This window comes from Streptomyces sp. NBC_00683 (assembly GCF_036226745.1).
Classification (GTDB): Bacteria; Actinomycetota; Actinomycetes; order Streptomycetales; family Streptomycetaceae; genus Streptomyces.
Window position 1 is genome coordinate 2,478,463 of record NZ_CP109013.1, and the last position, 26,704, is coordinate 2,505,166.

Here is a 26,704-nt window from a genome sequence, read left to right on the forward strand (position 1 = left end):
GCTTCCCTTCGTTCTTGCGTTTCCGACTCTATCAGACTCTTTCGTGTCCGATTCCCGGTCGAAGCGGGTTTCCCTTTCCAGTTCTTCGCTTTCGCGTTTCCCTTTCCAGCGATTCCAACTTTACCAGACTCTTTTTCGTTCCGTTTCCGGTCCGAATTTGATTCCGGTGGCCTGTGGACTGGCCTTTGCCTTTCGGCGGATCCGACTTTATCAGAGATTCTGAGTCGGAATTCCCCGCCCCGCTCGGTGCGCTCCGCGCGCATGGCTGCGCGCGGTGCTTCCCGGTCAGGCGGAGCCGTAAACGTACTGGAGCGGGGCGCCCCGATGCAAATCGAGGCGCCCCGCTCCTGGTCGGTGCCCTTCGGGTCAGACCTCGACGACGACCGGAAGGATCATCGGGCGCCGGCGGTAGGTGTCGGAGACCCACTTGCCCACCGTGCGGCGGACCAGCTGCTGGAGCTGGTGCGGCTCCATCACGCCGTCCTGCGCCGACTTGTTGAGCGCTTCCTCGACCTTGGGCACCACGGCGGTGAACGCACCGTCGTCGATGCCCGAGCCGCGGGCCTGGATGTGGGGGCCTCCCACGATCTTGCCCGAGGAGCTGTCGACCACGATGAAGACGGAGATGATCCCCTCGTCACCGAGGATGCGCCGGTCCTTGAGGGACGTCTCCGTGACGTCGCCGACCGAGAGGCCGTCGACGTACACGTAGCCCGCCTGGACCTTGCCGACGATCTTGGCCTTGCCGTCGATGAGGTCGACGACGACGCCGTCCTCGGCGATGACGATGTGGTCCTTGGGTACACCCGTCAGCGCGCCGAGTTCCGCATTGGCCCTGAGGTGGCGCCATTCGCCGTGGACCGGCATGAGGTTCTTCGGCTTGCAGATGTTGTAGAAGTACAGCAGCTCGCCGGCCGAGGCGTGGCCGGAGACGTGCACCTTGGCGTTGCCCTTGTGGATGACGTTGGCGCCCCAGCGGGTCAGGCCGTTGATCACGCGGTAGACCGCGTTCTCGTTGCCCGGGATCAGGGACGACGCGAGGATCACCGTGTCGCCCGGGACGATCCGGATCTGGTGGTCGCGGTTGGCCATCCGGGAGAGGGCGGCCATCGGCTCGCCCTGCGAGCCCGTGCAGACCAGCACGACCTCGTCGTCGGGCAGGTCGTCCAGCGTCTTGACGTCGACGACCAGGCCGGCGGGGACCTTCAGATAGCCCAGATCACGGGCGATGCCCATGTTGCGGACCATCGAGCGTCCGACGAACGCGACGCGGCGGCCGTACTCGTGGGCGGCGTCCAGGATCTGCTGGATGCGGTGGACGTGGCTGGCGAAGCTGGCCACGATGATGCGCTTCTGGGCGTTCGCGAACACCGTGCGCAGGACGTTGGAGATGTCCCGCTCCGGCGGCACGAAGCCGGGGACCTCTGCGTTCGTCGAGTCGGAGAGAAGAAGGTCGATGCCCTCCTCGCTCAGCCGGGCGAAGGCGTGCAGGTCGGTGAGACGGCCGTCCAGCGGGAGCTGGTCCATCTTGAAGTCGCCGGTCACGACGGCCATACCCGCAGGGGTGCGGATGGCGACCGCGAGGGCGTCCGGGATGGAGTGGTTGACCGCGATGAACTCGCAGTCGAAGATCCCGATGCGCTCACGCTGTCCCTCGGTCACCTCGAGGGTGTAGGGACGGATCCGGTGCTCCTGGAGCTTGGCCTCGATGAGCGCGAGGGTCAGCTTGGAGCCGATGAGCGGGATGTCCGGCTTCAGCCGGAGCAGATAGGGGACGGCACCGATGTGGTCCTCGTGGCCGTGCGTGAGGACGATGCCCTCGACGTCGTCCAGGCGGTCCCTGATGGTGGTGAAGTCCGGCAGGATCAGGTCGATGCCCGGCTGCTCCTCCTCGGGGAAGAGGACACCGCAGTCGACGATGAGCAGGCGTCCGCCGTACTCGAAGACCGTCATGTTGCGGCCGATTTCGCCCAGGCCGCCGAGCGGGGTGACGCGCAGGCCGCCCTTCGGGAGCTTCGGCGGGGTACCGAGTTCAGGATGCGGATGACTCAAAAGACTCTCCTTACCACGCGCGCCACGTACCGCTGAGGGCACGTGGCGCGCATGTCATTCGTGCACTTGCTGTTGTCAGGTGGTGTTTCTGTTGCGAGTGACCTCGCGTATTCAGTTGTGAAGTCCGTGGTTACAGCTGTACCCCGCCGGCGGCCAGATCGATCTTGAGCTGGGCCGTCTCCTGTGCGGTGAGTTCCACCAGAGGGAGGCGCAGCGGGCCGGCGGGCAGGCCCTGCAGTGTGAGTGCGGCCTTGGTGGTGATCACACCCTGGGTGCGGAACATCCCGGTGAAGACCGGGAGCAGCTTCTGGTGGATCTCGGTGGCCTTCTGTACGTCGCCGCCGAGGTAGGCCTCGATGAGCGCACGCAGGTCAGGGGTGACGACGTGCCCGACCACGGAGACGATGCCGACGGCACCGACCGAGAGCAGCGGGAGGTTCAGCATGTCGTCGCCGGAGTACCAGGCGAGGCCGGACTCGGAAATGGCCCAGCTGGCGCGGCCCAGGTCTCCCTTGGCGTCCTTGTTGGCGACGATACGGGGGTGCTCGGCCAGCCGTACCAGCGTCTCTGTGTCGATCGGCACACCGCTGCGGCCTGGGATGTCGTAGAGCATCACCGGCAGTCCGGTGGAGTCCGCGATGGCGCTGAAGTGGCGCAGGAGGCCTTCCTGCGGCGGCTTGTTGTAGTACGGCGTGACGGCGAGGAGGCCGTGGGCGCCGGAGCGCTCTGCGGTGCGGGCCAGCTCGATGCTGTGGCGGGTGTCGTTGGTGCCGATGCCGGCGACGACGTGGGCCCGGTCCCCCACGGCTTCGAGTACAGCCCGTACGAGCTGGTCTTTCTCCGCGTCGCTGGTGGTCGGGGACTCGCCGGTGGTGCCGTTGACGACCAGGCCGTCATTGCCTGCGTCCACCAGATGGGCGGCGAGCCGCTGGGCGCCGTCGAGGTCGAGTGCGCCGTCCGCCGTGAAGGGCGTGACCATAGCGGTGAGGACCCGCCCGAAGGGGGTCTGCGGAGTGGAGATCGGAGCCATGGGTAACACGCTACTCGTTGCTCGGAGCGCCGTGGTCCCTCGGGGGGACGGGGAAGTGGAGCCCGGCACTGCCTGCTCGGGGGTTCAGGCAGTACCGGGTCCGTTTGATCAGCCTAGATGAACTTCACGAAACGCCGCAATACGGACACCGCCTACGGGGCTACCCGTCCGTTTTTGTTGAAGGCGGCATGAGTGAGCGGCATGAGCTGCTGCCAGTGCTGCTCCATCTGTTCGCCGACCATTTCGATCTCGCGCTGCGGGAAGGACGGGACCTTCGCCAGTTCGTGCTGGGTACGCAGGCCGAGGAAGTGCATCAGCGAGCGGGCGTTGCACGTCGCGTACATCGTGGAGAAGAGCCCCACCGGGAGCACCGCACGGGCGACCTCGCGGGCGACTCCGGCCGCGAGCATCTCCTGGTAGGCGTCGTACGCCTGGCGGTAGGAGTCCTCCATGACGCGGCTCGTGAGCTCGTGCTGCTCCGGGGTGCCCTCGACGAATTCGTACTTGCCGGGGCGGCCCTGCTGGATGAGCTTGCGGGACTCCCCCGGGACGTAGAAGACCGGCTCGAGCTCCCTGTAGCGGCCCGATTCCTCGTTGTAGGACCAGCCCACGCGGTGCCGCATGAACTCGCGGAACACGAAGATCGGGGCACTGATGAAGAAGGTCATCGAGTTGTGCTCGAACGGGCTGCCGTGCCGGTCCCGCATCAGGTAATTGATGAGTCCCTTGGAGCGCTCGGGGTCCTTGGTGACCTCTTCCAGGGACTGCTCACCGGCCGTGGACACACGGGCTGCGAACAGCACGTCGGAGTCACTGGCGGCAGATTTCACCAGGTCAACGGTGACATCGCTACGGAAGTGAGCTTTCGTGGGCTCGGGGGTGTCGGTCACCGGCGGGGGTCCTTCCAATGGCGTCGCTCGGGCGGCGTCCACTCTACGGGCCCGGCCGGGGCGCATTATCCGGCGACTGCCGGGAAGGCGCCTGTCCGAGCGCAGCCGTTCGGGGGACGCGCATCCGTCCGCAGGAATTCTTGGACCCGTTCGGCGATTCGGGGCACCGATCGCCTCTCCCGTACGTCTGACTCATTAGCAGCACCCGTTACAGAGTTCAAGGAGAGTTACCTCATGTTCCGCCGGCGTGAATCCGTCCCGTTCTCGTTCGTTGCCGAGGCAGACCGGTTCCGCAGTAATGTCACTCCGCCGCCCAGGGAGCGTGCCAGCGTCTCCCAGCTGGCCGGCCGTTCCCTCGTCGGACTGACGGTGCTCGCGGGCCTCGCGGGATCGCTGCTCTTCGGCGTACCCGCCCTCAGTACCGACCAGACGCCCACGCACAGTCAGAAGTCCGAGGCGTCCCAGAACCGCTGAGCCGTACGGGCCCCCTGGGGTGGTCGGCCGGTGGGGTGCTCGGTAGCCTCACCGGGCACAGCAATCGAGCGTGCTTGTGAGTGAGGATCAGTCGTGCCCCTGCCCTTTCTGACGGCCGACCGCGCATTCGACGCGGGCGCAGAGGACATCGCGCTGCCGTTCGACGACCACGACAGCTGGCGGCGGCCCTACCGTCCCGGCCCGTGGCGGGTCGCAGCCGCGGCCACCGTGCTGCTGCTCGCGTCCTTCGTGCTGCTCGCGGCAATGATCATCTCGTTGGCCGGATCGCTCTCCGGCGCCACCGCGTGTTTCGTGCTCGCCGGGCTGCTGATCACCTGCGCGCTGCGGCTGCTGCGGGTCGGTGCCTGGGTCAGCAGGCACGGTGTGCGCCGGGTGGGTTTCTTCCGGACGACGACGGTGCCGTGGAACCGGGCCGCGTCGGTCCGCACGGTCCAGCAGCCGGTGAAGTGGCTGGGATTCCCGCGGACCGTCCAGGGCCAGGCCCTTGTCGTGGTGCGCCGGGGCGGTGACCCCCTGCCGCCGCTGGTCACCGACCACAACGCGGACTTCCTGGCCCGCGGCGAGGCGTTCGAGCGTGCCACCGACACGATCGAGGCCTGGGGCGACGAGTACCGCACGGACTGATCCGAGCGCCCCGCAGGGGGCGCAGACCCCGCTGACAAGCCGGTACGGCGCCGCTCAGGCGCGTACCGGCTTGTTCGCGTGCAGGGCGATGGCGCGCTGCATCGCCTTACGGGCCCGTGGGGTGTCCCTGGCGTCCTGGTAGGCGACGGCCAGCCGGAACCAGCAGCGCCAGTCGTCCGGGCTGTCCTCGGTCTCCTCGCGGCGCTGTGTGAACACGGCGTCGGCGGAGTCCCGGTCGATGCGCCCGGACGGGGTGCGCAGCAGCTCGTCGACGGGGAGGCCGCCCTCCGCGTCCAGTTCCGCGGCGAGGGCGTTGGCCCTGCGGACGAACTGGGTGTTCTTCCAGAGGAACCAGATCCCGATCACCGGCAGGATCAGTACCGCCACGCCGAAGGTGACCGTGAGCAGCGTGCCGTGCCGGATGAGCAGGACACCGCGGCTGCCGGCCAGGACGAAGTAGAAGACCAGGACGGCAGCGGTGACGGCGTACGTGAGCTTTGCGCGCATGGGGTTGGGCCCAGTCAGTTCAGGTCGAGGAAGTGTTCCAGGCCGAAGGTGAGGCCGGGAGTGGTCACCACGCGGCGGGTGCCGAGCAGGATGCCCGGCATGAAGCTGCTGTGGTGCAGGGAGTCGTGGCGGAGGGTGAGGGTCTCGCCCTCGCCGCCCAGCAGGACCTCCTGGTGGGCGAGGAGACCGCGGAGCCGGACCGAGTGGACCGGGACTCCGTCGACGTCCGCGCCGCGGGCGCCGTCCAGTGCCGTGGCGGTGGCGTCCGGCTGCGGGGCACAGCCGGCCGTCCGCCGGGCCTCGGCGATGAGCTGGGCGGTGCGGGTGGCGGTGCCGGAGGGGGCGTCCGCCTTGTTCGGGTGGTGGAGCTCGATGACCTCGACCGACTCGAAGTAGCGCGCGGCCTGCGCCGCGAACTTCATGGTGAGGACCGCGCCGATGGAGAAGTTCGGCGCGATGAGCACACCGGTCTCCGGCGAGCCGGAGAGCCAGGTGTTCAGCTGCGCGAGCCGTTCGTCGTTCCAGCCCGTGGTACCGACGACCGCGTGGATCCCGTGCCGGACACAGAAGTCGAGGTTGTCCATCACCGACGCGGGGGTGGTGAGCTCGACGACGGCCTGGGCGCCGGTTTCCGTGAGGGTCTCCAGCTTGTCGCCGCGGCCGAGTGCGGCCACCAGCTCCATGTCGCCGGCGGCCTCGACGGCTCGCACCGCCTCGGACCCGATGCGTCCCTGGGCGCCGAGAACGGCCACGCGCAGCTTGCTCATGTGCTCTGCTTCCTTGACTGAAGGGTGGAGAAACCGGGTCAGGAGACCGTTTCGTGGAGGCGGTCCGCCTGCTTGTCCTTGAGCGGCCCGATGACCGACAGCGAGGGCCGGTGTCCGAGGACATCGGCCGCCACCGCACGGACCTCGTCGGGGGTGACCGCCGCGATCTTCGCCAGCATGTCGTCGACCGACATCTGCTCGCCCCAGCACAGCTCGCTCTTGCCGATGCGGTTCATCAGCGCACCGGTGTCCTCAAGGCCGAGGACGGTCGAGCCCGCGAGCTGACCGACGGCACGGCTGATCTCCTCGTCACCGAGGCCGTCCGTCGCCGCACGGTCGAGCTCGTCGCGGCAGATCTTGAGGACGTCGTGCACCTGGCTGGGCCGGCAGCCCGCGTACACGCCGAAGAGGCCGCAGTCCGCGAAGCCCGAGGTGTACGAGTACACGCTGTAGGCGAGGCCGCGCTTCTCCCGTACCTCCTGGAAGAGGCGCGAGCTCATGCCGCCGCCGAGTGCGGTGTTCAGGACGCCGAGCGCCCAGCGGCGCTCGTCGGTCCTGGCCAGGCCGGGCATGCCGAGGACGACATGGGCCTGCTCGGTCTTGCGGTTCAGCAGCTCGACCCTGCCCGCGGTGCGCAGTGTGCGTGAGCCCTCGCGCGGGGTCTTGGGTACGGCGTCGGTGCTGTTCAGAGCACCCGCGCGCTCGAAAGCCCTGCGGACCTGGCGTACGACCGTGGCGTGGTCGACGTTGCCCGCCGCGGCGACGACGAGGTTCGTGGGGTCGTAGTGCTTCTTGTAGAAGCGGGCGATCTGGCCCCGGTTCAGCGCGTTGATCGTGTCGACGGTGCCGAGGACCGGACGGCCGAGCGGGGTGTCGCCGAGCATGGTGTGCGCGAACAGGTCGTGCACGCAGTCGCCCGGGTCGTCCTCCGTCATCGCGATCTCCTCGAGGACGACGCCGCGCTCGGCGTCGACGTCCTCGGGGGCGATCAGCGAGCCGGTCAGCATGTCGCAGACGACGTCGATCGCCAGCGGCAGGTCGGTGTCCAGGACCCGCGCGTAGTAGCAGGTGTACTCCTTCGCCGTGAAGGCGTTCATCTCGCCGCCGACCGCGTCGATCGCGGAGGAGATGTCGAGGGCGCTGCGCTTGGCGGTGCCCTTGAAGAGGAGGTGTTCGAGGTAGTGCGTCGCGCCGTTCAGGGTGGGTGTCTCGTCGCGTGATCCGACGTTGGCCCAGATCCCGAAGGTGGCGGAGCGGACGGAGGGCAGGGTCTCGGTGACGATCCTGAGGCCGCCGGGGAGGACCGTGCGGCGGACCGTGCCGATGCCGTTGCTGCCCTTGAGAAGCGTTTGGGTACGGGCGACGGCCCGCGCCTCCGAGGAGGTGCGGGCCGTCGTCACGGAACTACGGGACGTCACTTGTCGGTGTCGTCCTTCTTCTCGTCCTCTTCACCCTCGATGACGGGGATGAGCGAGAGCTTGCCGCGGGAGTCGATCTCCGCGATCTCGACCTGGACCTTGGCGCCGACGCCGAGCACGTCCTCGACGTTCTCCACGCGCTTGCCACCGGCGAGCTTGCGGATCTGCGAGATGTGCAGCAGACCGTCCTTGCCGGGCATCAGGGAGACGAACGCACCGAAGGTGGTGGTCTTGACGACCGTACCCAGGTAGCGCTCGCCGACCTCCGGCATGGTCGGGTTGGCGATCGCGTTGATCGTGGCGCGGGCGGCCTCGGCCTGCGAGCCCTGCTGGGCACCGATGTAGATGGTGCCGTCGTCCTCGATCGTGATGTCGGCGCCGGTGTCCTCCTGGATCTGGTTGATCATCTTGCCCTTGGGGCCGATGACCTCACCGATCTTGTCCACCGGGATCTTGACGGTGATGATCCGCGGGGCGTTCGGGGACATCTCGTCCGGGACGTCGATGGCCTCGTTCATGACGTCCAGGATGTGCAGACGCGCGTCACGGGCCTGCTTCAGCGCGGCGGCCAGGACCGAGGCGGGGATGCCGTCGAGCTTGGTGTCGAGCTGGAGCGCGGTCACGAACTGCTTCGTACCGGCGACCTTGAAGTCCATGTCACCGAAGGCGTCCTCCGCACCGAGGATGTCGGTGAGGGCGACGTAGTGGGTCTTGCCGTCGATCTCCTGCGAGATCAGGCCCATGGCGATACCGGCGACGGCGGCCTTGAGGGGCACACCGGCGTTCAGCAGGGACATGGTGGAGGCGCAGACCGAGCCCATGGACGTCGAGCCGTTGGAGCCCAGCGCCTCGGAGACCTGGCGGATCGCGTAGGGGAAGTCCTCGCGCGACGGCAGCACCGGCACGATGGCGCGCTCGGCGAGCGCTCCGTGGCCGATCTCGCGGCGCTTGGGCGAGCCCACGCGGCCGGTCTCGCCGACGGAGTACGGCGGGAAGTTGTAGTTGTGCATGTAGCGCTTGCGGGTCACCGGGGAAAGGGTGTCCAGCTGCTGCTCCATACGGAGCATGTTGAGGGTGGTGACGCCCAGGATCTGGGTCTCGCCACGCTCGAACAGCGCCGAGCCGTGCACGCGCGGGATGGCCTCGACCTCGGCGGCGAGCGTACGGATGTCCGTGACGCCACGGCCGTCGATGCGGACCTTGTCCTTGATGACGCGCTCGCGGACCAGCTTCTTGGTCAGCGCGCGGTAGGCACCGGAGATCTCCTTCTCGCGGCCCTCGAAGGCCGGGAGGAGCTTCTCGCCCGCGATCTCCTTGATGCGGTCCAGCTCCGCCTCGCGCTCCTGCTTGCCGGCGATGGTGAGCGCCTTGGCGAGCTCGGTGCTGACGGCCTTGGTGAGCGCCTCCAGGACGTCGTCCTGGTAGTCGAGGAAGACCGGGAACTCGCCGGTGGGCTTGGCAGCCTTGGCGGCGAGGTCGGACTGGGCCTTGCAGAGCGCCTTGATGAAGGGCTTCGCGGCTTCCAGACCGGCGGCGACGACCTCTTCGGTCGGGGCCTCGGCACCGTCCTGGACGAGCTGGATGGTCTTCTCGGTGGCCTCGGCCTCGACCATCATGATCGCGACGTCGCCGTCCTCGAGGACGCGACCGGCGACGACCATGTCGAAGACGGCGTCCTCGAGCTCGGTGTGCGTCGGGAACGCGACCCACTGGCCCTTGATCAGGGCGACGCGGGTGGCGCCGATCGGGCCGGAGAAGGGCAGGCCCGCCAGGATCGTGGAAGCGGAGGCGGCGTTGATCGCGACCACGTCGTACAGGTGGTCGGGGTTGAGCGCCATGATCGTCTCGACGATCTGGATCTCGTTGCGCAGGCCCTTCTTGAAGGAGGGGCGCAGCGGGCGGTCGATCAGGCGGCAGGTGAGGATCGCGTCCTCGGAGGGGCGGCCCTCCCGGCGGAAGAAGGAGCCGGGGATCTTGCCGGCGGCGTACTGCCGCTCCTCGACGTCCACCGTGAGGGGGAAGAAGTCGAGGTTGTCCTTGGGCCGCTTGGAAGCGGTGGTGGCCGACAGCACCATGGTGTCGTCGTCCAGGTACGCGACGGCGGAGCCGGCGGCCTGCTTGGCAAGGCGGCCCGTCTCGAAGCGGATGGTGCGGGTGCCGAAGGTTCCGTTGTCGATAACGGCCTCGGCGTAGTGGGTCTCGTTCTCCACTAGTGATTTCTCCATACTCGTCGTCTTTCGTCCTGGCGCCCGTGTGGCGGAGGACGGTGCGGAGAGGCGCACCTTGTGTGCGGGGCCGGTCTTCGATCGAAGCTCCCGGGCGTTGTCCCGGGGGCCACTACCGAGGACCGGCGGCGGCCGTAGGGCGCCTCTCCTCGTTCTGTTGTCGTGCGTCCAGGTTACTGAGCCTGACCCCGGTCCCGCACGTACAGCAAAGGGAGCGGCCCCCTGGAATGGGGGAACCGCTCCCTCTCACAGCGTCCTTACTTGGCGCCGCCGGCCGCACCACGGCGGATGCCGAGGCGGTCGACGAGCGCACGGAAGCGCTGGATGTCCTTCTTGGCCAGGTACTGAAGGAGGCGGCGACGCTGGCCGACCAGGATCAGCAGACCACGACGGGAGTGGTGGTCGTGCTTGTGCGTCTTGAGGTGCTCCGTCAGGTCCGAGATCCGGCGGGAGAGCATGGCGACCTGGACCTCGGGGGATCCGGTGTCACCCTCCTTCTGGGCGAACTCGGACATGATCTGCTTCTTCGTAGCGGCGTCGAGCGGCACGCGTACTCCTCTTGATGTTCGATGCGCCCACGAGTGCCCCTGGTCTTGATCTCAGGGGAGCTTCCATGACTCGGAGGCGAAGGTCCGATGAGCGCAGCCCCCAGGATGATCCGGGGACGCGTACACAAACGGCCACTGGTCAGAGTACCAGCCGTTCGGAGCGCCCCCGGACGGGTATCAGCTGGTGAGTGCGCGGATCGAGTGGTAGACCTCGAAAACGGCGAGGCACAGGGGCAGCAGTGTCAGGAGCACGCACGCCTCGGCGATCTCCAGGAAGCGGCCCCAGAAGGGGGTGACGCCCTTGCGCGGCACGATCAGGCCTATGGCGGTGATCAGCGCGGCGACACCGGCGACGGCGGCGGTGAGCCAGATCGTACGGATGTCGAGCCCCCCGCTGTCGCCCTTGAACGCCTCGCGGATCAGGTCGACCGGCGGGTTGAGCGACAGTCCGAGGCCCAGGAGCACGAGTGCGGCGAGGCCCGCCCCCAGGGCGCAGCCGACCTGTGCGGTGTAGCGGAACAGGTGGGCGCGCATCAGCATCGCGATGCCGGTGGCGAGCGCAAGCAGCTGGCCCCAGATGCTGTCCGAGAAGCCGAGCACCGCTGCGGCTCCCACGGCCACCAGCGCGCATCCGCCGACCAGACCGACGAGCAGTTCGTGGCCGCGCCGCGCCTGGGCGGCGATGCGGTCCGCGTCGACCGGGCCCTGCGGAGCCGGGTCGGACGCCCCGTAGTCACCCGTGGTCGTGCGGGGCGGCTCGAAGCCGATCGGGAGGCGGGCGAAGCGGGTGGAGAGTCCGGGCAGGAAGGCGAGGAGCCCCACGGAGAGGGGGGCGCACACGGCCGCGGTCTCGGCCGGCTCCATGCCGGTCATGATCGCGATGAAGGTGACCAGCAGGCCGATGGCCGAGGCGAACACGAACGCGACGAACGTGCCGTCGCCCTCGGGGGCGGCGATCATGAGGATCACCGACGCCACCAGCACGGCGGCGCAGGCGAGCAGGAACTGGAGCCTGCCGATGCCCTGGCCGTCACTGAGCGGCAGGAGCCCGGCTCCGGCGACCGCGGCGTTGGCGAGCACGCCGATCCCCAGCGAGATGGACGAACCGCGGTCCGCGTAGACGCGCGCGCGCACGCAGGCCAGCGCGAGAAGGAGCAGGGCGGTGACGGCGGCCAGGATGCCCGGCAGGCCGTGCATGTCGTGCCGGACGTCGGAGGTCCACAGCACGAAGCCGAGCAGGACCAGCAGGACCGATCCGCCGAAGAGGCCGGCCGAGCGCATGAGGCTGTCGCCCCAGAGGGTGCGGTCGCGGGCGACGGCGGTGGCGACGGCGTCGGAGACGTCGTCGAAGACCGCGGGGGGCAGCGACTCCGAGAAGGGCCGCAGGGACAGCAGCTCGCCGTCGAGGATGCGCTGGCCGGCCAGCGTGCGTCCGCTGTCGAGGACGGTGCCGTCACGGCGCACCAGGTGGTAGCCGACCGGTGCGCCGGGGGTGGGGCTCTGCCCCGACAGCCGGAGGATCTCCGGGTAGAGGTCGGCGACGGGGATGTCCTCGGGCAGCGCCACGTCAACGCGGCCGTCGGGCGCGACGACCGTGATCCGGCAGAAGCCGGTTCCGTTGCCGGCCGGAACTCCGGGACCCGGTCGGCCGGATCCGGTAGCCGCCGTTTGGGCCGTCATAGTCACGTGCTGCTCCCCCTCATGGTTCTCCTGGATCTCCCGAAATACGCACCCCTGGATCATGGGCTCCGCCTGCGTCCCGAATGACCCATTTTTTTGCGGTAGTTAGCGGATGCGTACACGCATCGCGACACCCTACCGCCCTGGGCTCATGGGGTACGCCAGTAGGATCCTCCCGCGGACGGAACCCGTCGCCACGGGGGCGCCGATAGGAACAGTTCCGTCCGGCAAGGGAATTGGTGAGCTGTGAGCCAGATTGTCGTCAAGCGCCCACCGCGGGCCCTCCCCTCCGAAGTTCCGGGCGAGCAGGTGCACTTGCAACCTCCGCCCGAGTTGCCTCGCGGGCAGCAGGAGGGGGTGATGATGCAGCTGCTGCCGATGCTCGGTATGGGTGGTTCCGTCGTCTTCTTCTTCATGACGCCGAACCCGATCATGCGGATCATGGGCATGATCATGATCGCGTCGACGGTCGCCATGGCGATCTCGATGATCATTCGCTTCCGGCGCGGCACCCAGGGTCAGCTCGCGGACATGCGGCGCGACTACCTGAAGTACCTGACGCAGACCAGGCGCGTCGTACTGAAGACCGCCCGGGAGCAGCGTGACGCGCAGTTCTACCTCCACCCGTCCCCGGAGCAGCTGTGGGCGCTCGTCGCCGAGGGCAGCCGGGTGTGGGAGCGCCGTATCGGGGACGCGGACTTCGCGCACGTACGCATCGGCCTGGGCAGCCAGGAACTTGCCACGCCGCTCGTCGCACCCGACACCGCACCGGTCGATGAACTGGAGCCGCTGACCGCCGGGGCGATGCAGCAGTTCCTGACGACCCACAGCACGCTGGACGGCCTGCCGATGGCGGTCTCGCTCCGTGCCTTCTACCACCTGACGATCAGCGGCGAGGCCGAATCCGCGCGTGCCGCGGCCCGCGCGATGGTCGGGTCGCTCGCCTCGCTGCACTCCCCCGAGGACCTGATCATCGCCGTCGCGACCGGCCGGGACGCCGCTCCGCGCTGGGAGTGGGCGAAGTGGCTCCCGCACGTCCAGGTACAGGGCTCCGTCGACGGCGCCGGCAGCCGTCGCCTGCTCACCACCAGTGTCGCTGAGCTGGAGGAGATGCTCGCCGGCCGTTTCGACGGCCGGCCCCGGTTCCAGCCGGGTGGTCAGCCACTCCTCGACCAGCCGCACGTCGTCGTCGTGCTCGACGGCGAGTCCGTACCGGCGACGTCCGCGCTCGCATCGGCCGAGGGCCTTCAGGGCGTGACGGTCGTCGAGATCGTCACGGGCCAGGTCAACGGAGCACGCGGCGGCCTCTCCATCGTGGTGGATCCCCACTCGCTGCAGCTGGAGTCGGGGCACGGCCTCGTGTACGACGGCCTTCCCGACCTGCTGAGCCTCGAGGCCGCGGAGGCACTGGCACGGCAGCTGGCCCCCCTCCACGTGGCCTCGGGCGGGGACGACGACGAACCACTGCTCGCCAACCTGGAGTTCACCGATCTGCTGAACCTCGGTGACGCCGCATCGGTCGACGTGAGCCGGACCTGGCGGGCCCGTTCGCAGGCGGAGCGGCTCCGGGTCCCGATCGGTGTGGGCGAGGACGGCGCCCCGGTGATGCTCGACCTCAAGGAGGCGGCGCAGGAGGGCATGGGGCCGCACGGCCTGTGTGTCGGCGCCACCGGTTCCGGCAAGTCCGAGCTGCTCCGTACGCTCGTACTGGGTCTTGCCGTCACCCACACCTCGGAGACGCTGAACTTCGTCCTCGCGGACTTCAAGGGTGGCGCCACCTTCGCCGGTATGGCGCAGATGCCCCACGTCGCAGCGGTGATCACCAACCTCGCGGACGACCTGACGCTGGTGGACCGCATGGGCGACTCCATCAGCGGTGAGCTCAACCGCCGCCAGGAGATGCTGCGCGACGCGGGCAACTACGCCAACATCCACGACTACGAGAAGGCGCGGGCCGCGGGTGCCCCGCTGCAGCCCATTCCCTCCCTCGTCCTGGTCATCGACGAGTTCAGCGAACTGCTGACCGCGAAGCCGGACTTCATCGAGATGTTCGTGCAGATCGGGCGCATCGGACGTTCGCTGGGCGTCCATCTGCTGCTGGCCTCGCAGCGCCTCGAGGAGGGGCGGCTGCGCGGCCTGGAGACCTATCTGTCGTACCGGATCGGTCTGCGTACGTTCTCCGCGGGCGAGTCCCGGGCCGCGCTGGGCGTCCCCGACGCCTACCACCTGCCCAATGTCCCCGGTTCCGGCTATCTGAAGTACGGCACGGACGAGATGGTGCGCTTCAAGGCGGCGTACGTCTCCGGGGTGTACCGCTCGGGCGCCCAGCCTGCCGCGTCCTCCGGCCCTCTGCCGGTGGACCGCAGGCCGGTGGTGTTCACCGCGGCTCCGGTGCCGGTGCGCTACGTACAGCCGACGGCGCAGGCCGCCGTACCCGATGCGCGCAAGGCCGAGGACGACGCGCTCGCCGACACCGTGCTCGACGTGATCGTGCGCCGGCTGGAGGGCCGGGGGGCCTCCGCGCACCAGGTGTGGTTGCCTCCGCTGGACAACCCGCCGTCGCTGGACGAGCTCCTGCCGGGACTCTCCCCGGTCGAGGGCCGTGGGCTGACCCAGCCCGGGTTCGAAGGCTCGGGGCGCCTCGTCGTCCCGCTGGGCGTGGTCGACAAGCCGTACGAGCAGCGGCGCGACACGCTCTACCGGGACTTCTCCGGTGCCGCGGGCCACATGCAGATCACGGGCGGCCCGCAGTCGGGCAAGTCCACACTGCTGCGCACGCTCATCGCGGGCTTCGCCCTCACCCACACTCCGCAGGAGGTCCAGTTCTACGGGCTCGACTTCGGTGGCGGCGGTCTGGCCTCGGTCTCCGGTCTGCCGCATGTCGGAGGGATCGCGTCCCGGCTCGACCCCGAACGGGTCCGCCGTACGGTCTCCGAGGTGTACGGGATCATGGCGCGCCGTGAGGAGTACTTCCGCAGCGCCGGCATCGACTCGATCGCCACGTTCCGCAGGCTGCGGGCGCGCGGTGAGATCTCGGCGACGGACCAGCCGTGGGGCGACGTCTTCCTGCTCATCGACGGCTGGGGCAACTTCCGTACGGACTACGAGGGCCTGGAGTCGGCTGCCGTCGACATCGCACAGCGCGGGCTCGGATACGGCATCCACCTGATCGTCACGGCGTCGCGTTCCATGGAGGTCCGGGCCAACCTGAAGGACCACCTGATGAACCGGCTCGAACTGCGGCTCGGTGACGTCATGGACTCCGAACTGGACCGCAAGGCCGCGGTCAACGTGCCCGCCGGTGTCCCCGGACGTGGTCTCACGCCGGAGAAGCTCCACTTCATGGCCGCGGTACCGCGGATCGACGGCATCAACTCCGACAGCGACCTCTCCGAGGCCACGGCGGCGATGAACCAGGAGGTCGCCCGGCACTGGACCGCGGCGCCCGCCCCCGCGGTCCGTCTGCTGCCCCGCGAACTCCCGGTCCACGAGCTGCCCGCGGGCTACGCGCAGCCGGACCGCGGCATCGCGTTCGGCATCGACGAGAACAACCTGGAACCGGTCTTCCTCGACTTCGAGCGCGACCCGTTCTTCCTGGTGTTCGGCGAGAGCGAGTCCGGCAAGTCGAATCTGCTGCGCCTGCTCATCAAGCAGCTCACCGAGAGGTACGAAGGGAACGCCGCCAAGTTCTTCGTCATCGACAACCGGCGAGCACTCCTGGACGTCACTCCCGCGACGCACCTGGCGGAGTACGTACCCATGTCCAACAACATGGAGCACCACACGGACGCGCTGTACGACCTGATGAAGCGTCGTACGCCCTCGCCCGAGGTCACCGCCCAGGAGCTGCGCGACCGAAGCTGGTGGAGCGGCCCGACCGTGTACGTGGTCGTCGACGACTACGACCTGGTCTCGACGTCCAGCGGCAACCCGCTGGGCGCGCTCACGGAGATGCTGCCGTTCGCCCGTGACGTCGGCGTGCGGTTCATCATCGCCCGCAGCACGGCGGGGGCGGGCCGCGCGCTGTACGAGCCCTTCATGCAGCGCATCCTGGAACTGGGAGCGCAGGGCCTGATGCTGTCGGGCGACCCCATCGAGGGCGACATCCTCGGCAACGTACGGCCGCGCCCGATGCCTCCGGGGCGCGGGGTCTTCGTCACCCGGCGCCGCGGGAACCCGCTGGTGCAGTCCGGGTTGATGGACGGGGACCGGTAAGGGCCCGGGGAGCGGGGCAGCGCGGTCGCACCGGTTCACGGTCGGTACGCGCGGCCCCGCTCCCTCGCTCACGCAGCGGACCGCCGCCGTCTCCCGGCGAAGAGATTCCAAAAGTCGAATCCTCCCTAGACAGCGAGGGGATACCAAGGAAGCTCGAGGAGAAGAAGTAGTCGACAAGAGCAAGGTGCGAATTCTCGCAGTAAGCCTGGCTGCGGCTACAGCTCTGGGGGGCGCCGCCGCCTACCTGCTTAAAATCCCGCCATTCGAAGGCGTCGGGACCATCGAGGCAGGGGAGATATGCAAGTTCCTTCAAAGTTTGACTAAACGCCGGCCCCAAAGGCGAGGCTGGACATTTTGGATGCCCCAATCACGAGCGGCCCCAAGTAACGTGAGGGACAGGGGCATGGTGGCTATACCCGCGCTCTTCACACCGCTTTAGTAATTTGAAAGAGACAGGCGTTGAATACCCTGAACGTCATCCTCATAGTGCTGGCTGCTGGACTCGTTGCCATGGGCTGCGTCAAGGCGGACCGGGTCCGTGGGTGGCGCGAGTCGTTCAATCCTTCGGCACCGGAACTTCCCGATTCCGCCTTCGTCGCCGCTCGTGTCGTCCTCTTCGGGATGGCAGGTGTCGCCATCTTTTCGGTGTTCCAGTTCATGACCGTGGTCGCCGATGCGGAGTGGAGCGATGACGAACTGAACAGTGCGGTCAGCCAGGCTACGGCCGAGCTGGACGGCACTTCGCGCTTTGGCGACATCTTCGATGACGACAGCGGATTCGATGAGCAATTCGCGACGATGATCGAGGAGGAGGTCGTCGAGAACGGAGGCGGTGGCGCCCCGCAGAGCGGCGTGGACGCCGGCTCCACAGCGTCGAACAAACCCTCCGACGCCGACTACACGGTCATGGCCTCCGGCGCCGACGCAGCCTTCTGCGTACACGTCGTACGCACGCGGTCGAAGGACGGGGACTATACGCCCCCTGGGATAGCAGGCAACCCCGGCACGGTGACCGTCCCGAGTTACGACTTCGCGGTGACAAGCCGCAAGGGTGAGTGCTGAGTGCGATTGCCTCTCAATGTCGCTTCCAGCACTGCCAGGAGAGGCGTGAGCGGCTGAGACGCCGTTTTCCGTCACGTTTCGAGCGGAGCTAGCGACGCCGGCCCTGAAGTCCGCCGTTGGATCGCGGGCTGCCACTCCTGAATCCACGCCACCGACGACTGATCCCTCACCACCAAATCGCTACGCAGTCCGGAGAACCCCGCGGCCCTTCCCGCCGGCAGCGCCGCCTCCCCCCAAACGGCCTTAGATCGTGCTGGAGCCCGGCCGAGCGAGACTTGTGCCCGGAGTTGGTCTCCCCTGACTGTCTGGCACCGAAGTCAGGAGCCCTGCGGCCGGAAGCGACGGTGCGTGCGGATGTATCCTCGCCGCTTTCAGGCTTCAAGCGGTCCGTAGTCGTCCTGCAGACCCATCTGGGCACCGTCGGAGGGATCGTTCGCCGTAGTTCGGCAAGAAGGTAACTAGTTGCTGACAGCTACTCAGGTGGTGCGGCGCTTGCGGGCGAACGCGAAAGCGCCCACGCCGAGCACGAGTACGACTGCCACTCCGGTAAGGATCAGGCCCAGTTGACTGCCGTCGTCCGTCTCGGGGCTCGAACCTGCCAGGGCAGCGTCTTCAGCCTTCTCGTTCTTCGCAGGCTGTGACGAAGCTGGTGCGGCAGGCGAGGCTGCGGAGCCGGATGTCTTCTCCTTGGTGAGAGGGCTGATGTCCGCCGCACCAGGAGTTCCCTTGCCCTTCAGGATGTTCATGGAGGGGCGGATCAGGCCATGGCCGAGGTATTTGCTGAGAGTGCCTTTTTCCCAGTCCCGGCTGGCGGTGTCAAAAAGTACGTTGAGAACTTGGTTTGCAGTCCAGTCCGGGTGGGCTGACCACACCAGGGCTGCGGAGGCTGAAGCGATGGCAGTAGCGGCACTCGTTCCGTTGCCTCCGTCACAGTAATTCTGGAAGGTCTCGTCACACCAGTAAGGGATGTCATTACCGGGAGCAGCGATATCGACAGTGCTCCCGTTCTGGGAGTATTCGGCTACCCTTCCTCCACGGTCAGCCGACGACACTCCAACAACCTCTGGGTATGCAGCGGGATAGCTCTCCGGGTTGCCCTCCTGGGCCTCATTGCCGACAGCAGAGAAGAAGAGCTTTCCCTTACTCTGGGCGTACTTGACCGCGTCAGCCTCTCGCGTCATCCGGAAATCGCTGCCAAATGACATACTGATGATCTTGACATCACTGTCAGCGGCTGCCCGAATCGAGTCCGCAGTATCGTACGCATTCGCTGAATGCTTCTTCTGAAACTCGGCGTCGGCCACCCTCATCGGAACGATCTTCGCGCTTGGAGCAAGACCCTTCAGGCCCCCGCCCCGACCCGTACCAGCGATCAACTCAGCCATGGTGGTGCCATGTCCGTCGTAGTCGTCGGTCTCGTCGCCCTCGGCGCCCGTAGCATCAAGCCCTTTCAGAACCTGACCCTCAAGAGACGGCGTCGATGAGTTGACCCCCGTGTCAATGACAGCAACCTTGACGCCTTCGCCGGTGGCTGTCTTCCACATCTCGTCGGCCTGCATCGCGCTGAGGTACCACTGCTTCGATTGCACATCCGCCGCAATGGCGGAGGGAGCAGCCCCCGCGAACCCCACACTCCAGGCAGCGGCCACAGCCATCGTGCCGAGCAGGCGCCCCCTCGATCCGAGAGGCGTACGGCGCTTCCGGGTCTGGCTCATTCCTGCTGTCATCCTGACTTCCAAACCTTCCCTGTACCTACTCGATCACCGGCAGAGCGCGGGCGCCACGCTGCCCGGCCTCCCAGGGCACCGAGACAAACGGGGCGCTCACGACACAGGTCAGGGTGGGCACCTCCCGTGCGTGCCCACCCTGACCTGTTTGTTCTCTGCGGTGAGTCCTACTCGAAGTTGGCCCGCGCCCGCTTGTCACCGGCCTGGTAGGCGGTACCGGCATCGCGCACCTTGCGGGAGATCTCGGCCAGGGCCGTCTGAATCCCGGTGGCGTCGCGGTCCCAGCCGGCCTGCGCGGTGTCGTACGCCGACTTGGCCTCGCCCACCCAGAGCTCGGAAACGCTGGCAACCATCCGCTTGATGGAGGCAAGGTCTTCCTGAAGCTGCCTGCCCTGCCTGTCGATGTCCGACGCGGCCAGTTCCAGGCTCGCGTAAGTGACAACCATCGTGCCGTCGTTGGTCGACATACGGTCCTCCAGTTCAATCTAGTTAGATGTGATGGCCCGTACGTGGTACGGGTGAGGCAAGGGTCAGAACTTGTTCATTGCCGAGGTCCGGGCCTCGGTGCCCCCGGAGTGACCGGCGACGACGTCCACGCCCTGGAGAGCCTGCTTGATCTCGTCTTCGGTGTTGCCCGAGATGGTCCGGGCCGCCTTGATCGCTTCCTGGAAGTTGACCAGCCGGGTAGCGATGTTGCCCATCTTGAGGTTGATGTCAGCCTGCTTGGCGTTGAAGGCGGTGGCGCCGATGCCCTTCCACGCGCCTTCCAGGCTGTCGATCGTCGCCTGCAGCGTCTTCAGCTGGCCCCTGACGGACTCGAACCGCTTGGTGAGCTCGCCCTCGAGCTTGAGGAGACTGTCATCTGAAAGCTTCTGATCTGCCATAGTTCTGGCTTCCTTCCTGGTTCTCTTGTTCGACCCGGCAATCCCGCCGGGCGGTGCGTGTGAGGAACTACGGTCAGTCAGGCGGTACGGCGCTTGCGCACGAGCGCGAAAGCACCGCCGCCGAGCACGAGCACGACTGCCACTCCGCCGAGGATCAGGCCCAGTTGGCTGTCGTCGTTCTCGGTTTTGGAGCCTGCCAGGGCAGCGTCGTCTGCCTTCTTCTTCTTGTCAGGCTGTGACGAAGCTGGTGCAGACGGGGCGGCTGAGCCCGCGGAACCGGACGTCTTCTCCTTGGTGAGAGGGCTGATGTCCGGGGCGCCGGGATTTCCTGTGCCCTTAAGGATGTTGACGGCCGGGCGAATGATGCCGTGGCCGAGGTAGTTACTGAGGGTGCCCTTTTCCCAGTCACCTCGCCCAGCAGTGTCGAAGAGGACGTTGAGAACTTGGTTGGCTGTCCAGTCCGGGTGGGCGGACCAGATCAGGGCGGCGGCAGCTGAGGTGATGGCCGTTGCGGCGCTGGTGCCACCATTTCCCTGGCAATAGCGTTCGAAATTCTCATCGCACCATCGCGGAAGGTCGTCACCAGGTGCGGCGATATCCACGAATTCACCGTGCTGGGAAGTATCAGATACCTTGCCCTGTTGGTCGGTGGCGCCAACACCGACAACTTCTGGGTACGCGGCCGGGTAGATCGCCTTGTTGCCCTTCTCGGCATCATTACCTACAGCCGCGAAAAACAACTTACCCTTACTTTGAGCGTACTTTACCGCTTCAATCTCTCTGTACATCTTGAATTCTCCGCCAAACGACATGCTGATGATCTGCGCATCACTGTCAGCGGCGGCTCGAATTGAGTCCGCGATGTCGTAGGCATTGACCGAATTCTTATTCTGGAACTGGGTGTCGGCTACCCTCATCGGGATGATCTTCGCCCCTGGAGCGAGGCCCTTCAAACCCCCACCCTGGCCAGTCCCGGCGATCAACTCAGCCATCGTGGTGCCGTGACCGTCATAATCGTCGGTCTCGTCGCCCTCTGCCCCCGTAGCATCAAGCCCTTTCAGAACCTGGCCCTTCAGGGACGGCGTGGCAGAGTTGACGCCGGTGTCGATGACAGCAATTTTGATGCCTTCGCCTGTGGTCGTCTTCCACATCTCTTCGGCGTGCATGGGGTCGAGGTACCACTGCTTCGACTGCACGTCCGCGGCGACCGCAACGGGAGCAACCCCTACGAACCCCACGCTCCAGGCAGCGGCCACGGCCATCGTGCCGAACAGGCGCCTTCTCAATGCCAGAGGCATACGGCGCTTCCGGGTCTGGCTCATTCCTGCTGTCATCCTGACTTCCGAACCTTCCCTGTACCTACTCGATCACCGGCGGTGCGACTCCACGCCGGCCGGCCTCCCACGTCTCTCTGTCTTCCGTCAGGTAGTCCGGGCGCGGGGTGCCACCGTCCTGGTCCTCATCCTCGGAATCCCTCCGACCCGCCGGGCCACGCACGAGGCCCGCGCCACCGGCCGTGAAGCCCTTCGAACCAGCACCAGATCCCACAGCGCCGCCGCGGGGCGTACCCACAACTCCGTTGGTGCTGGGAGTACCTCGCCCACCAGGGCGGGAGGCGCTGCTCGCCCCTCCAGCTCCGACGACACCGCGCTGGCCGACGCCGCCGACCGGGCCGCCCGGTCGTGGCGCACCCCCGGCTCCGATGACCGTGCCGCGCGGGACACCACGAGCGCCCCCTGGCGTAGCACCGCCCGGGACGGCGCGCTGCGGGGTCCCGCCGACGATGCCGGTCGCTGCCCGGCCGGAACGCGGGCCGGTGCCGGCGGACGTACCCGTATGGCCTGCAGCCATGGGCCTGCCGCCAGTGACACCGGACCGACCAGCCGTGGGGGGCTGCGCTCCACGTCCGGAGGCCGGGCCCCCACTCGCGGGCGCAGGACGCCCCACCGGAGGCCCGGTACGACCGTTGGCCGCAGGGCCACCGACCGTGGGGCCACTTGCCCTTGGCCCGCCGAACCCGGTCTGGCCAACTGTCTTGGGCGCGCCTGTTGCCGACTGGGGCACCCGGGAGCTGCTGGTCACTGGGTTCACGAAGCCGGTCGCCATGGGCGGAGTCAGATTCGGACCTCCCGCCGGGCCGACAGGACCCGTGGGAGCGGGAGTTGGAGAGGGACCGGTAGTAGTCACGGGGGCTGGCGGTGTGGCCACACTGTCGATCTCCGTGGAGACGCTCTTGTCCGGGACGGGGGCCACCGCCACGGGCGGCTCATAGCCCTGACCAATTGTTGCAGAGCCTTGGCTACCGGTCGCCGCATGCCCCGCTGCACCGCCCGAGCCCACGCTGCCTGACGATGCGGAACCTCCCGACGACGCGGAGCCCGACTCCTCCCCCTCGAGCCCAGCGACTCGCGGCCGCGGCATCGCAACATCAAGCTGCTTCTCGAACCGCGGCGGCTCCTGTGCCGCCAGCGTCTCCTCCGAGACCGCGTAGTACGAAGCCAGCCGGTTCGCCTGGTTGATGGCCTCCTGGCGGTCCTTCTCGACCTTCAGCGCCGCCGCGTACTCCGGGTTGCCATCGATCCGCTTCGGGGTCTCGATCTCGTCGGGGGACTTGCGGTTCAGGCGGGTGTCGCGGGGCGGGAGGGAGTTGCGTACCGAGGCCAGGCCCGTGCCCGCGACCGTGATCTGCGTGCCCGCCGTCTGTGCGAACTCGCCCAGCTTCGTGGCGTGGGCGACCAGGCCGTTGCCCCAGTCGCGGAAGGCGGTTCCCGACTCGCCCTCCCAGTCGACGGCCGCGATGAAGTCCTTGAGTTCCTTCGCCGCGTCGTTGATCGCGGTCCTTGCCTTCAGTAGCGCCTGACCCGCCTCCTCGAGGTGCTCCGGGTTGGAGTTCTCGATCAGGTCGATCATCGCGTTGAGTTCATGGCCCTCGAAGGAGGTCCGGCCCGAGGAGCCGGAGCCGCCGAAGCCGAACGCCTCCATGACGTCCTGCATCTGGCGGGTCACGTCCGTGACGACCAATTGCCCCTGGACGCGCTCGTTGTCCTGCTGCTGCTGTTCCGCGGGAGTCAGTTCCGGCTGCTTGTCGTCACTCATCAGCTATCACCCAAGTCGTCGTAGGCAGAGCCGGTCTTGCTGTCGGAACGCGGCTGCTCAGGCTTGGCCGTCTTCTCGGCCGCGGCCTTCTCGTGCTCCGTGTCCAGGCGGGTCTGGATCTCGTAGAACCGCCGCCGCGTGTCGTCGTCCACGTTGTCGAAGCCCACGGCTGCCGCGTGCACGCCGAGGCTCAGGTACTCGATCTGGTCGCCCAACGACTTCGAGAGCGTGACGAGCGACTCGTGGACGCGGTTGTACTGGCTGTAGAGCCCATCCGCTTCCGCGAAGCATGCGTTCTGGCCACTCAAGGAGGTACGCGACACCGTCTGTGCCGCAACCTTCGACTTGCCGGCCGCCGAGCCTTCCAGGTCCGTCAGCAACGCGTTCACACGCTTCTGGAACTGCTCGAGGGCTCCTACTCCACGCCGGAGATCCCCGTTGCCTTCGCTCACGTTGCTGCCCTTCCCCGATTCCCCGTTTGCTCAGTCCGTTTCGCGTTGCTATCGCACCCACGTGAACAGCACTGGCCCCACAACATCACTCTAACCAATGGCACTGACAGGTCCAACTGTCTTGTCCATCACGTAACTTCCGTCACGTAACCGGCCGCCCGGACGTCACACGGCACCCGGTCGACCCTGGCGTCGTCGTCTGTCGCGTACGGCAACTGCGGCACCCGCGATGGCCGCGACCAGGACTCCCCCGCCCACCACGACATAGGTCGCCAGCCGGGCGTTGCGTTCGTCCGCCGTCTCGCCCAGGTGGAGTGCGGCAGGGACGGGTGCCTCGCCCTTGCTCACGCCCTCGTGTGCCACCGGCTTCTCGATGGGCTTGTCGTCCTCGGTCAGGGCGCGCACCGGGTCGACGACACCCCAGCCGACCAGGCGGTCGTGGCCCGCGATCGAGCGTTCCGCCGTCTGCTCGATCTGGGCGACGATTTGCTCCTGCGTCCAGTCCTGGTGCTTGGCCTTGATGAGGGCCGCGACTCCGGCGACGTACGGAGCCGAGAAGCTGGTGCCGTTGTCGGCGCAGTGTCCCCCACCGGGAACCGTCGAGATCATGTCGACGCCGGGGGCGGCGATGCCCACGAACTCGCCGGACTGGGAGAAGGCGGCCCGTTCGTTGTTGCGGTCCGACGCGGCCACGGCCAGGACGCCGTCGTAGGAGGCCGGGTAGGTCTCCTTGACGTTGCCGCCCAGCCCGTCGTTGCCTGCGGAGGCGACGATCACGATCTCCTTGGCCAGGGCGGCTTTCACCGCCTGTTCGAGGAGGGCCGTGGGCTTGACCGCGTTGGCGGTGTCCTGGGAGATGTTGATGACGTCCGCGTCGGCCTGGTCGGCCGCGTAACGGATGGCGGCAGCCAGGGTTTCCGCGGTCCCGTGGCCCTCGGCGTCGTTCTGCTGGATCGGGATGATCGTCGCGTCCGGGGCCAGGCCGGTGAAGCCCGTGCCCTTCGCCTCGCGTGCGGCGATGATGCCGGCGACCTTGGTGCCGTGGCCGACGATGTCGGTGGTGCCGTTCTCCTTGCCGCGCTCGAGCTTGTTGCCGCTCTCGTCCTTGAGGTTCTTGTCCAGGAGGTTGCGACCGCTCCCGGCGTCCACGGCCTTCGTGAGCTGGGGGTTCTTGACGTCGACGCCGGTGTCGATGACCGCCACCCGTACGCCCTTGCCTGTGGACTGCTCCCACAGCTCGTCCATCAGCACGCGCTGCAGCGCCCAGGGACGGCCCACGTACTTCTTCGCGGGGAAGGTGCACTGGGTGGAGTCGTCCGCGGCCGCGGGCAGCGCCGGCAGTGTGAAGAGGAGTACGGCGGTGGCGGCCGCGGCTGTCAGCAGGCGCCGGCGGCAGGAGGGCTGCGTGGTCACGTGATCGCTCCTCACGAACCCTGCGGCTGGCGGGCGGCACCGGTCGACAACCGGGGGCCCGTCGGCAGGAAGGTGGACCAGGCGGCGGGAACGGGGGCGGGATCGACGTCCTTGTACCCGAGCCGGTTCTGCGCCTGCTGTGCCTCCTGCTGCCTCTGCTTCTCGTCCTTCGTACCGGACTCACCGATGCCGGAGTCGTCCTGCACGCTGTCGCCGTTGGACTGCATGGCGTAGCGCAGACCGGTGTCGGTCACCAGGAAGAGGGGACCGGAGTCGGGGCTGGAACCCTTGAACTGCCTGAAGAGCAGGCCGGATCCGGGGGTGACGTAGGCGCTGCTGGAGCCGGAGGGGAGCGTGGCGGGAAAGCCCGTGCCCGCCCAGGTGCTGAGCGTGCTGGCACCGTCCTTGTCGGAGACGCCGCGCAGGACGTTGCATACGGTGTTACGGCTTCCGCTCGCCGTGCTCGCGGAGTTGACGGGTGTCGGCTCGCTCGTGGGCCAGTCCCGCTCATGCCCGAACGCCGCACCGGGCACGAAGGCTCCGGCGCTCACGTGCTTGACCTTGCCGTTCGGGTTGAGGTTGGCCAGGGCGCGGCTGTTGAGCAGGAGTTTGGCGACGAAGTCGGACACCGGGGCGACCCTGCCCTTCAGGACCACGTACTGCTGGGTCCTGGTGCCGGATGTCGCCGCGAGGACCATGCCCACCTTGTTGTCCTCGGGCTGCAGCTTTCCCGGAACACCCGCAGCAGCACCGGGAGTTCCCTCGATCGCCGGGAAGGTGACCTCGTCCCCCTTGTGCAGCGTCTCCAGCCAGTCGGCGGACACCCGCTGGGGGTCACGGTCCTGGCCGACGAGGGTGCGCAGCAGGAGCTCGTCCTTCTCCACCGCGTACGCCGTGCCCGTGGCGTCGGCGATGTAGCGGGTCCTGTCCGGCCCCGGGCCCTCGACGTACATCAGCTCGCCGCCCTGCAGCTTGCTCGCGCCCTCGGTCTTCTTCTGCTCGCGCTCCGCGAAGAGGAACGCCGCCTTCTGGATGGCCCTGCCGCCCTCTCCGGGCCGCTCGCAGACCGCCCAGCGCTTCATGGAGCCGGCTTCGGCCTTGTCGGGCAGCCGGTCCGGGGCGTACGGAATGCCGAGGGTCGCCCCGTGCGGGATCTTGCCGCTGTCGAGGACCGATTCGTCGACGTTGATGACGGTGCCCTTGTCCGGGGCGAGGAGGAGCTTGGCGCTGGACATGTTCAGCACCGGGTGGAGCTGCGTCTTGCCGTCGGTCTTCAACACCACATAGCGGGTCGTGGACTTGCTGGCGATGATGACGTTCTCGTATGGGGTGTCCCATTTCTGGGGGGCCACGGGCTTGAACATCCCCCAGGCTCCGAACACCGCCAGGACGACCGCGCCGACGATCACTCCGGGCACCACCGCGCGAAGAGGGCGAGGTGCGCCCTCCTCCGAGCCGGACGGGTGGGGCTGCAGGAACTGTGCGACCAACCTCCGCTTCGCGAAGGTGTAGGCATTGAGTTCGTCCCGCCGTGATGCCATGTGCGCGCTGCCCCTTCTCCCCAGTGGGCGACCAGGTTCCCACACCCGCCGTGGACCGCTGCCGCCGACCGGGACCCC

At 67.7% G+C, this 26,704-nt stretch carries 21 protein-coding genes; 4 read left to right on the top strand and 17 right to left on the bottom strand.

Annotated features, from left to right (window positions below):
* Positions 1-366: 366 nt before the first annotated feature.
* The 3 genes from OG257_RS10775 to thyX all read right to left on the bottom strand — a co-directional run bounded on the left by OG257_RS10775 (position 367) and on the right by thyX (position 3,972).
* On the bottom strand, positions 367-2,052 hold the full coding sequence (locus tag OG257_RS10775; RefSeq protein WP_329206795.1) for a ribonuclease J: 1,686 nt from the start codon (positions 2,050-2,052) through the stop codon (positions 367-369).
* 130 nt (positions 2,053-2,182) lie between these two features.
* Positions 2,183-3,082 carry a 4-hydroxy-tetrahydrodipicolinate synthase gene (gene dapA / locus OG257_RS10780; protein WP_329206796.1) on the bottom strand — a complete coding sequence of 300 codons (900 nt, stop codon included), beginning with the start codon at positions 3,080-3,082 and terminating at the stop codon, positions 2,183-2,185.
* 152 nt (positions 3,083-3,234) lie between these two features.
* Complete coding sequence (thyX, locus tag OG257_RS10785; RefSeq protein WP_329206798.1) at positions 3,235-3,972, bottom strand: FAD-dependent thymidylate synthase; 738 nt, start codon at positions 3,970-3,972, stop codon at positions 3,235-3,237.
* A 234-nt stretch (positions 3,973-4,206) separates the two neighbouring features.
* Here thyX and OG257_RS10790 point away from each other — a divergent pair, with 234 nt between their 5' ends.
* Positions 4,207-4,446: a hypothetical protein gene (locus OG257_RS10790; protein ID WP_329206799.1), complete on the top strand. Its 240-nt coding sequence runs from the start codon at positions 4,207-4,209 to the stop codon at positions 4,444-4,446.
* A 93-nt stretch (positions 4,447-4,539) separates the two neighbouring features.
* On the top strand, positions 4,540-5,091 hold the full coding sequence (locus OG257_RS10795) for a hypothetical protein (RefSeq protein ID WP_329206800.1): 552 nt from the start codon (positions 4,540-4,542) through the stop codon (positions 5,089-5,091).
* A 54-nt stretch (positions 5,092-5,145) separates the two neighbouring features.
* On the opposite strand, the gene OG257_RS10800 is transcribed toward OG257_RS10795, so the two are convergent.
* From OG257_RS10800 to eccD, 6 genes are all read right to left on the bottom strand, one after another.
* A complete protein-coding gene (locus OG257_RS10800) occupies positions 5,146-5,598 on the bottom strand; it encodes a hypothetical protein (protein WP_329206801.1) in 453 nt (150 codons plus the stop codon).
* A gap of 14 nt (positions 5,599-5,612) precedes the next feature.
* Positions 5,613-6,365, bottom strand: a complete 753-nt coding sequence (gene dapB, locus OG257_RS10805; protein ID WP_329206802.1) for a 4-hydroxy-tetrahydrodipicolinate reductase — start codon at positions 6,363-6,365, stop codon at positions 5,613-5,615.
* Positions 6,366-6,403: 38 nt separating this feature from the next.
* Complete coding sequence (locus tag OG257_RS10810; protein WP_329206803.1) at positions 6,404-7,783, bottom strand: M16 family metallopeptidase; 1,380 nt, start codon at positions 7,781-7,783, stop codon at positions 6,404-6,406.
* The gene (locus tag OG257_RS10815) at positions 7,780-9,993 is read right to left on the bottom strand and encodes a polyribonucleotide nucleotidyltransferase (protein WP_329215023.1); all 2,214 of its coding nucleotides are present in this window, start codon (positions 9,991-9,993) and stop codon (positions 7,780-7,782) included. Before OG257_RS10815 ends, OG257_RS10810 begins: the two co-directional genes overlap by 4 nt.
* A gap of 272 nt (positions 9,994-10,265) precedes the next feature.
* On the bottom strand, positions 10,266-10,556 hold the full coding sequence (rpsO, locus tag OG257_RS10820; RefSeq protein WP_003965855.1) for a 30S ribosomal protein S15: 291 nt from the start codon (positions 10,554-10,556) through the stop codon (positions 10,266-10,268).
* A gap of 177 nt (positions 10,557-10,733) precedes the next feature.
* A complete protein-coding gene (gene eccD, locus OG257_RS10825) occupies positions 10,734-12,236 on the bottom strand; it encodes a type VII secretion integral membrane protein EccD (protein ID WP_329206805.1) in 1,503 nt (500 codons plus the stop codon).
* A 246-nt stretch (positions 12,237-12,482) separates the two neighbouring features.
* Between eccD and eccCa the strand changes: the two genes are divergently transcribed.
* Together eccCa and OG257_RS10835 are read left to right on the top strand one after the other, a co-directional pair.
* Positions 12,483-16,451, top strand: coding sequence for a type VII secretion protein EccCa (gene eccCa / locus OG257_RS10830; protein WP_329206806.1), 3,969 nt, complete (start codon positions 12,483-12,485; stop codon positions 16,449-16,451).
* A gap of 459 nt (positions 16,452-16,910) precedes the next feature.
* The gene (locus OG257_RS10835) at positions 16,911-17,513 is read left to right on the top strand and encodes a hypothetical protein (protein ID WP_329206808.1); all 603 of its coding nucleotides are present in this window, start codon (positions 16,911-16,913) and stop codon (positions 17,511-17,513) included.
* 476 nt (positions 17,514-17,989) lie between these two features.
* Here the strand turns inward: OG257_RS10835 and OG257_RS10840 are convergent, their stop codons facing one another.
* The 8 genes from OG257_RS10840 to eccB all read right to left on the bottom strand — a co-directional run bounded on the left by OG257_RS10840 (position 17,990) and on the right by eccB (position 26,626).
* The gene (locus OG257_RS10840) at positions 17,990-19,240 is read right to left on the bottom strand and encodes a S8 family serine peptidase (RefSeq protein ID WP_329206810.1); all 1,251 of its coding nucleotides are present in this window, start codon (positions 19,238-19,240) and stop codon (positions 17,990-17,992) included.
* 167 nt (positions 19,241-19,407) lie between these two features.
* Positions 19,408-19,707 (bottom strand): WXG100 family type VII secretion target, encoded by a 300-nt coding sequence (locus tag OG257_RS10845; RefSeq protein WP_329206812.1) that lies wholly within the window; start codon positions 19,705-19,707, stop codon positions 19,408-19,410.
* A gap of 63 nt (positions 19,708-19,770) precedes the next feature.
* Complete coding sequence (locus tag OG257_RS10850) at positions 19,771-20,124, bottom strand: WXG100 family type VII secretion target (RefSeq protein ID WP_329206813.1); 354 nt, start codon at positions 20,122-20,124, stop codon at positions 19,771-19,773.
* A 77-nt stretch (positions 20,125-20,201) separates the two neighbouring features.
* Positions 20,202-21,458: a S8 family serine peptidase gene (locus tag OG257_RS10855; RefSeq protein ID WP_329206814.1), complete on the bottom strand. Its 1,257-nt coding sequence runs from the start codon at positions 21,456-21,458 to the stop codon at positions 20,202-20,204.
* A gap of 25 nt (positions 21,459-21,483) precedes the next feature.
* On the bottom strand, positions 21,484-23,220 hold the full coding sequence (locus OG257_RS10860) for a hypothetical protein (RefSeq protein WP_329206815.1): 1,737 nt from the start codon (positions 23,218-23,220) through the stop codon (positions 21,484-21,486).
* A complete protein-coding gene (locus OG257_RS10865; protein WP_329206816.1) occupies positions 23,220-23,672 on the bottom strand; it encodes a hypothetical protein in 453 nt (150 codons plus the stop codon). Before OG257_RS10865 ends, OG257_RS10860 begins: the two co-directional genes overlap by 1 nt.
* Before the next feature lie 165 nt (positions 23,673-23,837).
* Positions 23,838-25,085 carry a type VII secretion-associated serine protease mycosin gene (mycP, locus tag OG257_RS10870; protein ID WP_329206818.1) on the bottom strand — a complete coding sequence of 416 codons (1,248 nt, stop codon included), beginning with the start codon at positions 25,083-25,085 and terminating at the stop codon, positions 23,838-23,840.
* A gap of 11 nt (positions 25,086-25,096) precedes the next feature.
* On the bottom strand, positions 25,097-26,626 hold the full coding sequence (gene eccB / locus OG257_RS10875) for a type VII secretion protein EccB (protein ID WP_329206820.1): 1,530 nt from the start codon (positions 26,624-26,626) through the stop codon (positions 25,097-25,099).
* Between the last annotated feature and the right edge of the window lie 78 nt (positions 26,627-26,704).

Excerpts from the sequence above, each read along its gene's own strand:
- dapA (WP_329206796.1), bottom strand. The coding sequence starts at position 3,082 with ATGGCTCCGATCTCCACTCCGCAGACCCCCTTCGGGCGGGTCCTCACC.
- OG257_RS10790 (WP_329206799.1), top strand. The coding sequence starts at position 4,207 with ATGTTCCGCCGGCGTGAATCCGTCCCGTTCTCGTTCGTTGCCGAGGCA.
- OG257_RS10800 (WP_329206801.1), bottom strand. The coding sequence starts at position 5,598 with ATGCGCGCAAAGCTCACGTACGCCGTCACCGCTGCCGTCCTGGTCTTC.
- dapB (WP_329206802.1), bottom strand. The coding sequence starts at position 6,365 with ATGAGCAAGCTGCGCGTGGCCGTTCTCGGCGCCCAGGGACGCATCGGG.
- eccD (WP_329206805.1), bottom strand. The coding sequence starts at position 12,236 with ATGACGGCCCAAACGGCGGCTACCGGATCCGGCCGACCGGGTCCCGGA.
- OG257_RS10840 (WP_329206810.1), bottom strand. The coding sequence starts at position 19,240 with ATGACAGCAGGAATGAGCCAGACCCGGAAGCGCCGTACGCCTCTCGGA.
- OG257_RS10845 (WP_329206812.1), bottom strand. The coding sequence starts at position 19,707 with ATGTCGACCAACGACGGCACGATGGTTGTCACTTACGCGAGCCTGGAA.
- OG257_RS10850 (WP_329206813.1), bottom strand. The coding sequence starts at position 20,124 with ATGGCAGATCAGAAGCTTTCAGATGACAGTCTCCTCAAGCTCGAGGGC.
- OG257_RS10855 (WP_329206814.1), bottom strand. The coding sequence starts at position 21,458 with ATGACAGCAGGAATGAGCCAGACCCGGAAGCGCCGTATGCCTCTGGCA.
- OG257_RS10860 (WP_329206815.1), bottom strand. The coding sequence starts at position 23,220 with ATGAGTGACGACAAGCAGCCGGAACTGACTCCCGCGGAACAGCAGCAG.
- eccB (WP_329206820.1), bottom strand. The coding sequence starts at position 26,626 with ATGGCATCACGGCGGGACGAACTCAATGCCTACACCTTCGCGAAGCGG.